This window comes from Acinetobacter sp. ANC 4805 (assembly GCF_022549495.1).
Classification (GTDB): Bacteria; Pseudomonadota; Gammaproteobacteria; order Pseudomonadales; family Moraxellaceae; genus Acinetobacter.
In genome coordinates this window covers 1-872 of sequence record NZ_JAKZGD010000019.1, presented here as the reverse complement: position 1 = coordinate 872, position 872 = coordinate 1, and the positions used below count along the sequence as shown (strand labels likewise).

The 872-nt window shown below is 32.9% G+C and carries 1 protein-coding gene; it reads right to left on the bottom strand.

Annotated features, from left to right (window positions below; genetic code table 11):
- Positions 1-17 precede the first annotated feature (17 nt).
- Positions 18-831 (bottom strand): IS5 family transposase gene (locus tag MMP60_RS15805; protein WP_241337283.1). Its coding sequence is split into 2 segments (ribosomal slippage): positions 18-440 and positions 442-831, totalling 813 coding nucleotides; the frame shifts between segments, so codons are not numbered across the junction.
- Positions 832-872: the final 41 nt, after the last annotated feature.

Below are 872 nucleotides of genomic sequence, written 5' to 3'. Positions count from 1 at the left end.
TAGATCTCTTGCGAAAGTTAATTTTGACTCATCCAGTTAATCAGCCCAGCAATTAAATTCATCCTTAAACCAAATCGTTTTCTTCTGTTTCGATACCTGTCACTAAAAATACGAAAAACTTTAAGTTTTGAATTGATGTGCTCAATTGTTATTCTACGACGACTTATCTCTTTATTGATGCCTTTCGCTTCCTTCGATAACTCTTTGTTTTTAGGTTTCTTTATGGCTATTAGCAACTTACTCTTTATTTCTTTAAAGCCCTTATAGGCTAAATCAGCCATAATACATTTAAAATTTGCAAACTCTTTAGCATATTTTCTTGCTATCGTTAAATCATGTCTGCGTCCAGTAGTAACTTGAATACTGATGATTTGATTCAGGCTTGGACTAAAAATAACTTGTGTTTTAAGCGTATGTTTTTTCTTTTTACCACTATAGTAATTTATTTGTTTTTTTAGGACGCTCTATCTGTGATTCAGTCACATCTACAATCACGAAATCAAGCTCTTTTATTTTGGGATCTCTTTTAGGTAGTGAAAATTGACGTGATCGCATGAGTGCCGTTTCGACTTTATGAATCGTTCGGTTTACATTACTTTCAGCAATATCATAAGCTGCTGCTAACTCAATTTGAGTACTATATGAGCGTAAGTAATTAAAAGTTAATAACAATTGGTCTTCAATCGTTAATGTGTGTGGACGACCAGATTTTTTCTTTGATCGCTCTGCTTCTTGCAGAATAGTAATCATTTGGGCAAATAAGGGACGTGAAACTCCAACTAATCGTTTGAATTCCTTATCATTAAATCGTGTTAAATTTTCATATCTCATCTGATCAGTATAAAACATTTCTTACTTTCGCAAGAGATCTA